Source organism: Curtobacterium sp. MCBA15_008, from assembly GCF_001865065.1.
GTDB lineage: Bacteria > Actinomycetota > Actinomycetes > Actinomycetales > Microbacteriaceae > Curtobacterium.
Window position 1 is genome coordinate 1 of record NZ_MJGN01000003.1, and the last position, 8,238, is coordinate 8,238.

Below are 8,238 nucleotides of genomic sequence, written 5' to 3' on the forward strand. Positions count from 1 at the left end.
GCCGCGCTGCCGCGCTGCCGCGCTGCCGTGCGTCCGTGCTGCCGCGAGGCTGTGCTGCTGCGCTCACGAGCGCGAGCGCCGTTTCGGCCGAGCGGGCGAAATGCCGGGGTGTGTGCTCCGAGTGCCCAGGTCTTTCGCCCGCTCATCCACGCGTGGCCGAGCGACGCCCGTGTCGTTCGGCGCCCCCGCGTGCGAGCGGGTGAAGGCGCGTGGTGTGTGCGGCGGGAGGCCTGTCAATCCGCCCGCTCGTCCTGAGCGAGGAGGGCGCGGCGGGCTGGCGGAGCAGTGCGCTTCGCGAGCGGGCGGTAACGCGGGGTGGGCGATGGGAGGCACCCCGACAATCCGCCCGCTCGTCCAGGGCGGACGCGGGGCGGTCTCGGACGCGGCGAGCGGGCGGAAGCGTGGGGTGGTTGCGCGGTGCCTGGCATTTCGCCCGTTCGTCCAGGGCGGGCGCGTGGGCGAGACCCCGTCGCGGCGAGCGTGCGGAAACGCGAGGTGAGTGGCGTGGGGTGCCCCGGTATCTCGCCTGCTCGTCCAGGGCGGACGCGCGGGCGGGACCTCGGACGCGCGAGCGGGCGGAAGCGCGGCGTGTGGTGCGCGCGGCACCCTGGCATTTCGCCCGCTCGCGGTCGGGCGGCGGACGGGGCCGCCAGCGAGCCGGACGAGCAGGGCGCGCGCGAGCAGGGCGCGCGCGAACGGGCGCAGCGCGTACGCCGGGCGCGCACGGACTGCCGCGGGGCCCGGGGGCGTCGTACCCTTGGGGGATGAGCACGATGGAACCCGGTGGCGGCGGCCTCGACGTGATGGACCGAGAGCTCGAGAAGCTCCTCGAAGAGGAAGCGATCGAGCCCGGCGACCACGAGCGGTTCTCGCACTACGTCAAGAAGGACAAGATCCTGCAGTCGGCCCTCAGCGGCAAGCCCGTGAAGGCCCTCTGCGGCAAGAAGTGGATCCCGGGCCGCGACCCGGAGAAGTTCCCGGTCTGCCCGGACTGCAAGGCCATCTACGAGAAGATGAAGGCCGAGTAGCCGCCCGGCACCTCAGATGATCAGCGTGGGGATCGCCGGGTCTCCGCGGCCGATCCGCGCAGCGTCTGCCGGCAGCTCCGCCTTCGCGGCCTTGTGGTGTGCCCGCGCTGCCTCGACCCCGCGTGCGCCGAGGAACGCCGGGTCGACCTCGCCGTCCGTGACGACGGGGACGAGCAGGGGGCGTTCGTCCGGCCCGACCTGACCCTGGGTGAGCACGACCTCGGCGGTGGCGATGCCGTTCCGGAGGCGTCGTCCGGCTTCCTTGCGGCCACCGAGCGACGCCTTGTCGGCGGACTTCTTCGCGACCGAGACCCACTCGCCGCCGGCCGAGCCGCCAGCAGCGCTGGCAGAGACCCCAGCGCCGCCGGCAGACGCCTGGTGCGCGACGAGCTTGAACACCATCCCCGCGGCGGGGTGGCCCGACCCGGACACCACCGAGGTCCCGACGCCGTACGAGTCGACCGGAGCCGCACGCAGCGCAGCGATCGTGTACTCGTCGAGGTCGTTCGTGACGGTGATCTTCGTCCCCGTCGCGCCGAGCCGGTCGAGCTGCGCCCGCACCGAAGCGACGACGGACGGCAGGTCGCCGCTGTCGATGCGCACGGCACCCAACCGGCCGGAGGTCAGCCGCACGGCCGTGTCGACCGCTTCCTCGATGTCGTAGGTGTCGACGAGCAGCGTGGTGCCGTCGCCGAGCGCGTCGAGCTGGGACCGGAACGCCTGCTCCTCGGAGTCGTGCAGCAGCGTGAACGCGTGTGCGGCGGTGCCCATCGTCGGGATGCCCCAGGTGCGCCCGGCCTCGAGGTTGCTCGTCGCGCCGAACCCGGCGATGTACGCGGCACGTGCGGCGGCGACGGCGTTCCACTCACCGGTGCGGCGGGAACCCATCTCGGCGAGGGGGCGTCCGTCGGCGGCGGACACCATGCGCGCGGCGGCGGAGGCGATCGCGGAGTCGGCGTTGAAGATGCTCAGCGCGAGCGTCTCGAGCACGACGGCCTCGGCGAAGGTGCCCTCGATCTGCAGGACGGGGGAGTTCGGGAAGAAGACCTCGCCCTCGCGGTAGGCGCGGATGCTGCCGGTGAACCGGTAGTCGGCGAGGTAGGCGGCGGTGCCGGCGTCGATGACGCCGCGATCGCGCAGGAAGCCGATCTCCTCGTCGCCGAAGCGGAAGTCGGTGAGTGCGGTGAGGAACCGGCCGAGGCCCGCGACGACCCCGTAGCGCCGCCCGTCCGGCAGCCGCCGGGCGAAGACCTCGAACACGCACCGTCGGTCGGCGGTGCCGTCCTTCAGGGCCGCGTCGACCATGGTGAGTTCGTACTGGTCGGTCAGGAGCGCGCTGGTCACCTCCCCGACACTACTGTCGTGTCACTCGGGAGGCGCGGATTCGTCGGCCGCCCGGCTCGCGGCCCGCGGGTGGCCGGTTCCCTGGCGGTCGGGCAGCGTCGGTACGCTGGTCACCGTGACGGATGCACCGATCGGAGTCTTCGACAGCGGGGTCGGCGGGCTCACGGTGGCCCGCGCCATCATCGACCAGCTGCCGCGGGAGAGCATCCGCTACGTCGGCGACACCCTGCACTCGCCGTACGGCCCGAAGCCGATCGCCGACGTCCGCCGGTACGCGCTCGAGGTGATGGACGACCTGGTCGAACAGGGCGTGAAGGCCCTCGTCATCGCCTGCAACACGGCGTCGTCCGCCGTGCTCCGGGACGCCCGTGAACGCTACGAGCAGGCGTACGGCATCCCCGTCGTCGAGGTGATCCAGCCCGCTGCCCGCGCCGCCGTGAAGCAGACCCGGACCGGGCGGATCGGGGTCATCGGCACGGTCGGCACCATCGCGTCCCGGTCCTACGAGGACGCCTTCGCGGTCGCGTCCGACGTCACCCTGACCCTCGCCGCCTGCCCCCGCTTCGTCGAGTTCGTCGAGGCGGGCGACACCTCGTCGTCGGCGCTGCGCGAGGTGGCCGAGGGGTACCTCGCGCCGGTCCGGGCCGCCGACGTCGACACGCTCGTGCTCGGCTGCACCCACTACCCGCTGATGTCGGCCGCCATCCAGTACGTGATGGGGCCGGACGTCACGCTCGTCTCCAGCGCCGAGGAGACCGCGAACGACGTGTACCGACGGCTCGTCGAACACGGGCTCGAACGCACCACCCCGGAACCGCCGACGTACTCGTTCGAGGCGACCGGCGACGACAAGAACGGTTTCATCCGACTCGCCCGACGCTTCCTCGGACCCGAGGTCTCCAGCGTCGGCCACCTCCAGACCGGGGCCATCGCGTTGCCCCGCATCGAAAGGACCCCATGAGCGACTCGCTCCGCATCGACGGCCGCACCACGACCGACCACCGTCCCGTCACGATCGAGCGGGGGTGGAGCGCGCAGGCCGAGGGCAGCGCGCTGATCTCGTTCGGCAACACCAAGGTGCTCTGCACCGCGTCCTTCACGAACGGCGTCCCGCGCTGGCTCGCCGGCAAGGGCACCGGCTGGGTCACCGCCGAGTACTCGATGCTGCCCCGCTCGACGAACGAGCGCATGCAGCGCGAGTCGATCAAGGGCAAGGTCGGCGGTCGCACGCACGAGATCTCCCGCCTGATCGGCCGCTCGCTCCGCGCGGTGATCGACATGAAGAGCCTCGGCGAGAACACCCTCGTCATCGACTGCGACGTCCTGCAGGCCGACGGCGGCACCCGCACGGCGTCGATCACCGGCGCGTACGTGGCGATGGTCGACGCGATCGAGTGGGGCCGCGACAAGGGCTTCATCGCGAAGAAGGCCACGCCGCTCACCGACAGCGTGCAGGCGATCTCGGTCGGCATCGTGAAGGGCGAGCCGATGCTCGACCTGGCGTACACCGAGGACTCGGCGGCCGACACCGACATGAACATCGTCACGACCGGCTCCGGCAAGTTCATCGAGGTGCAGGGCACCGCCGAGCACGCGCCGTTCGACCGCGACGAGCTGAACGTCCTGCTCGACCTCGGCCTGGCCGGCAACCAGTCGCTCGCGGCGATCCAGCGCGAGGTCCTGGGGCTGTCCTCGTGACCGGCACCGTCGTCCTGGCCACCCACAACCAGGGCAAGGTCGTCGAGCTCCGCGAGATCCTCGGCGCGGCGATCGAGGGTGTCGAGCTCGTCGGGTACGACGGCCCCGAGCCGGTCGAGGACGGCGACACCTACGCCGCGAACGCGCTCATCAAGGCGCGGGCCGCGGTGGCCCACACCGGGCTGCCGGCACTCGCCGACGACTCCGGCATCGCGGTCGACGCGCTCGACGGCGCCCCGGGGATCCACTCGGCCCGGTACGCCGGCACCCGGTCGGACGCGGACAACATCGCGCTGCTGCTGCGGAACCTCGAGGGCGTCGTGGAGCGCACCGCGGCCTTCGTGTGCGCGGCGGCCTTCGTGACCCCGGACGGCACCGAGCACGTGTTCGAGGCGGTCTGGAACGGCGAGGTCACGACGGAGCCGATCGGCGACGGCGGACACGGGTACGACCCGGTGTTCCGGCCGGACGACGCGGACCGGACCTCGGCGGAGCTCACGCGCGACGAGAAGAACGCGCTGAGCCACCGGTCGAAGGCGTTCCGCGGCATCGCGCCGATCGTGCGGGAGTACTTCGGCGTCTGACGAGCGCGGGACCTGCCGCTCGCCGCCGCACGCGGCACAACGAGAGTCGGCCCGAACCACGTGATCACGTGGTTCGGGCCGACTCTGGTCGTGCGAGGTGTTCCGGGGGCGGAGCGCAGCGCGCGGGCCGCGCCGACTACTCCGTCGCGGCCTGCTCCTGCTCGTCGTGCTTGGCCTTGCGGGCGTTCCGGAGGTAGGTGATGCCCATCGGGACGACGGTGACGACGACCGCTGCGAGCAGGATGATGTCGATGTACTCGCGGACGATGTGCGCCACGAACGGGATGTGCCCGATGAAGTACCCGAGGAAGGTCACTCCGACGCCCCAGACGATCGCGCCGATGGCGTTGTAGAGCGAGTACTTCTTGTAGTTCATCCGCCCGACGCCGGCCGCGATCGGCAGGAAGGTCCGCACCACCGGGACGAAGCGGGCGAGGATCACCGCGAGGGGCCCGAACCGGTGGAAGAACGCGTTGGTGCGGTCGACGTTCGCCTTGGAGAACAGCCCGCTCTCCTTGCGTTCGAAGATCGCCGGGCCGGCCTTCTTGCCGATGTAGTACCCGAGCTCGCCGCCGAGGAACGCCGCTGCGCCGATCATGAGCGCTGCGACCCAGATCGGGATGCCGCCGATCTCACCGCCGCGGTCGAACGCGAACAGGCCGGTGATGACGAGCAGGCTGTCCCCGGGGAAGATGAACCCGATGAGGAGCCCGGTCTCGGCGAACACGATCGCACAGACGACGAGCACCGCGACCGCCCCGAAGTGGTCGAGGATGTACTGCGGATCCAGCCAGGGGATCAGGGCGAGTGCGACGGAGTGCATGGTTCTTCCGGTCGTGGAGGCGGGATGACGGGGAGGACTCCCGCGAGACGAGGGTACCGTCCGGGCGTGACCGGCCCATCCCCCGCGGGGGTGACTTGTCGGATGCCGCCGCAGAACTGCGGGAGACCGCGGAGCACTGGTGCGGAAGGAGGGACTCGAACCCTCACGCCTGGGGCACAGGAACCTAAATCCTGCGTGTCTACCGATTCCACCACTCCCGCGAGCAGCGGCAGTCTACCGAGCGCGGGCCGCGGGACGGCCGTGATCCGCGCCTCCAGGCCGGCTGAACCAGCCGTCCCGACGACCGTCAGCGCAACCGGCGGGGGAGGTACCGCGGGACGTACCGCAGCAGGATGCCCGCGCCGACCAGACCGAGCACGCCCATCACACCGCTCGCCACCGCGATCGATGCGACGGCGGTGACTCCGGAGATCACCAGCGGCGCAGCCGCCTGCCCGAAGTCGCCGGTGAACCGCCACGCACCGAGGAACGGCGCCGGGTTGCCGCGCGGCGCGAGGTCGGCACCGAGCGTCATGAGGATGCCGGATCCGACGCCGTTCGCCAGGGACATGCCGATCGCGATCGCGACGAACCAGCCGACCCGCGCGTCCAGGTGCCCGGACCACGCGAGCAGGAAGTAACTGACGCTCAGCCCCAGCATGCAGGGGAGGGCGCTCGCCAGGCGGCCCCAGCGGTCCATGATCTGGCCGCTCGTGTAGAAGAGCGCGAAGTCGACGGCTCCGGCGATGCCGATGATCAACGCCGCGGTCGCGTCGTCGAGGCCGACGCTGACCGCCCAGAGCGGCAGGATGACCTGCCGTCCGGCGCGGAGCGCGCCGATGAGACCGGCCCCGCTGCCGAGGCGCAGCAGGACGGCACCGTTCGCGCGGATGGTGCGGAAGAGGCCGTGGGCCTCCTGTTGGACGAACTGCGCGCCGGTGTCGGCGGGCGGCTCGGTGACGGCGCTCGCGTCCGTCGCGGGGCTGGTCGCGGGCCGGGAGGCGCGGGGCGGCCTCCGGAAGCCGCGTGCGCCCGTCGCGGGGTCGCGCAGGACGAGGAGCACCACGGCCGCGGCCAGGCAGCAGACGATGTGGATCCAGAACGCGCTCTGCGTCGTGCCGGTCAGGTGGACCACCCCGGCGGCGATGAACGGGCCGACGAAGTAGCCGAAGCGGAACACCCCACCGAGGCTGGACAGCGCGCGTGCCCGGATGTGCAGCGGGATCGCGGTCGTCATGTAGGCGTGCCGGGCGAGGGCGAAGACGGCGGTGGACACACCGACGAGGAACACCCCGAGCGCGAGCACCCAGGCGTTCGGCGCGACGGTGCACACGAGCAGGCCGACGACGGAGACCGCCGCAGCGCCGATCATCGCGTTCCGTTCGCCGATCCGCGCGACGACGACCCCGGACGGCACGTCGCCGATGAGCTCCCCGACGAGGATGAGCGCCGCGACGAACCCGGCGAACGCCAGGCTCGCGCCGAGGGAGGACGCGGCGATCGGGATGATCGGGATGATCGCCCCCTCGCCGATCGCGAAGAGGGCGGCCGGCAGGAACCCGGACAGCAGGACCGCCCGGAAGTCGAAGGCGGGGGTGTCGGAGGTCATCGCTCCGGCAACGCTACGCCTGGTGTCCACGCGCGATGCGCTTACCCTGGAGGAATGCGAGTTCTTGCAGCGATGAGTGGTGGGGTCGACTCGGCGGTCGCCGCCGCACGGGCCGTCGACGCCGGACACGACGTGGTCGGCGTGCACCTCGCCCTGAGCCGGATGCCGGGCACGCTCCGCACCGGCAGCCGCGGGTGCTGCACCATCGAGGACTCGATGGACGCCCAGCGCGCGGCCTCGGCACTCGGCATCCCGTACTACGTGTGGGACTTCTCAGCGCGGTTCAAGGAGGACGTCGTCGACGACTTCGTGGCCGAGTACCAGGCCGGGCGGACGCCGAACCCCTGCATGCGGTGCAACGAGCGGATCAAGTTCGCGGCGTTGCTCGAGAAGGCGCTCGCCCTCGGGTTCGACGCCGTCTGCACCGGCCACTACGCCTCCATCGTCACCGGGGCGGACGGCGCGCGCGAGCTGCACCGCTCGGCCGCGTGGGCGAAGGACCAGTCCTACGTGCTCGGCGTCCTGACGGCCGAGCAGCTCCAGCACGCGATGTTCCCGCTCGGTGCGACGCCCTCCAAGGACGAGGTCCGTGCCGAGGCAGCCGAGCGCGGGCTGACGGTCGCGCAGAAGCCGGACTCGTACGACATCTGCTTCATCCCGGACGGCGACACCCGCGGCTGGCTGGCCGACCGGGTCGGCACGGCACCGGGCGACGTGGTCGAGCGGGACGGCACGGTCGTCGGAGCGCACCAGGGTGCCACCGGATACACCGTCGGACAGCGCCGGGGCCTCGCCCTCGGCCGCCCGGCGCCGGACGGCAAGCCGCGGTTCGTGCTCGAGATCCGACCGAAGGACAACACCGTCGTGGTGGGCCCGAAGGAGGCGCTCGACGTCACCTCGATGTCGGGCTCGCGGTTCACCTGGGCCGGCACCGCTCCGGCCGACCCCGAGACGCCCTTCGCCTGCGACGTGCAGATCCGGGCGCACGCCGACCCGGTGCCAGCGACGGCTCGAGTGTCGGACGGCACCCTCGTCATCGACGTGGACGCGCCGCTCTCCGGCGTCGCGCCCGGCCAGACCGCGGTGGTCTACGTCGGCACCCGCGTGCTCGGGCAGTGCACGATCGACTCCACGGTGTCGGCGGTGTCGGCG

The 8,238-nt window shown here is 71.9% G+C and carries 8 protein-coding genes and 1 tRNA gene; 5 read left to right on the top strand and 4 right to left on the bottom strand.

Annotation, left to right across the window (positions count from 1 at the left end):
- Positions 1-764 precede the first annotated feature (764 nt).
- Complete coding sequence (locus BIU96_RS01625) at positions 765-1,028, top strand: DUF3039 domain-containing protein (protein ID WP_071290874.1); 264 nt, start codon at positions 765-767, stop codon at positions 1,026-1,028.
- Between the two features lie 12 nt (positions 1,029-1,040).
- Here BIU96_RS01625 and BIU96_RS01630 read toward each other — a convergent pair whose 3' ends face one another.
- The gene (locus BIU96_RS01630; protein WP_083402573.1) at positions 1,041-2,372 is read right to left on the bottom strand and encodes a nicotinate phosphoribosyltransferase; all 1,332 of its coding nucleotides are present in this window, start codon (positions 2,370-2,372) and stop codon (positions 1,041-1,043) included.
- Between the two features lie 115 nt (positions 2,373-2,487).
- Here BIU96_RS01630 and murI point away from each other — a divergent pair, with 115 nt between their 5' ends.
- From murI to rdgB, 3 genes are read left to right on the top strand one after another with little or no spacing between them, the layout of a single operon-like run.
- Positions 2,488-3,333: a glutamate racemase gene (murI, locus tag BIU96_RS01635; protein WP_071290875.1), complete on the top strand. Its 846-nt coding sequence runs from the start codon at positions 2,488-2,490 to the stop codon at positions 3,331-3,333.
- Complete coding sequence (gene rph / locus BIU96_RS01640; protein WP_071290876.1) at positions 3,330-4,070, top strand: ribonuclease PH; 741 nt, start codon at positions 3,330-3,332, stop codon at positions 4,068-4,070. The genes murI and rph overlap by 4 nt, the downstream gene beginning before the upstream one ends.
- Positions 4,067-4,654: an RdgB/HAM1 family non-canonical purine NTP pyrophosphatase gene (gene rdgB, locus BIU96_RS01645; RefSeq protein ID WP_071290877.1), complete on the top strand. Its 588-nt coding sequence runs from the start codon at positions 4,067-4,069 to the stop codon at positions 4,652-4,654. Before rph ends, rdgB begins: the two co-directional genes overlap by 4 nt.
- A gap of 136 nt (positions 4,655-4,790) precedes the next feature.
- Here rdgB and BIU96_RS01650 read toward each other — a convergent pair whose 3' ends face one another.
- From BIU96_RS01650 to BIU96_RS01660, 3 genes are all read right to left on the bottom strand, one after another.
- On the bottom strand, positions 4,791-5,477 hold the full coding sequence (locus BIU96_RS01650) for a DedA family protein (RefSeq protein ID WP_071290878.1): 687 nt from the start codon (positions 5,475-5,477) through the stop codon (positions 4,791-4,793).
- A 137-nt stretch (positions 5,478-5,614) separates the two neighbouring features.
- Positions 5,615-5,698 (bottom strand) — tRNA-Leu (locus BIU96_RS01655).
- 86 nt (positions 5,699-5,784) lie between these two features.
- Positions 5,785-7,086 (bottom strand): MFS transporter, encoded by a 1,302-nt coding sequence (locus tag BIU96_RS01660; RefSeq protein WP_071290879.1) that lies wholly within the window; start codon positions 7,084-7,086, stop codon positions 5,785-5,787.
- 54 nt (positions 7,087-7,140) lie between these two features.
- Here BIU96_RS01660 and mnmA point away from each other — a divergent pair.
- Positions 7,141-8,238: tRNA 2-thiouridine(34) synthase MnmA (gene mnmA / locus BIU96_RS01665; protein ID WP_083402574.1), on the top strand; the 1,098-nt coding region annotated here is incomplete at its 3' end.

Excerpts from the sequence above, each read along its gene's own strand:
- rph (WP_071290876.1), top strand. The coding sequence starts at position 3,330 with ATGAGCGACTCGCTCCGCATCGACGGCCGCACCACGACCGACCACCGT.
- BIU96_RS01660 (WP_071290879.1), bottom strand. The coding sequence starts at position 7,086 with ATGACCTCCGACACCCCCGCCTTCGACTTCCGGGCGGTCCTGCTGTCC.
- BIU96_RS01650 (WP_071290878.1), bottom strand. The coding sequence starts at position 5,477 with ATGCACTCCGTCGCACTCGCCCTGATCCCCTGGCTGGATCCGCAGTAC.
- BIU96_RS01625 (WP_071290874.1), top strand. The coding sequence starts at position 765 with ATGAGCACGATGGAACCCGGTGGCGGCGGCCTCGACGTGATGGACCGA.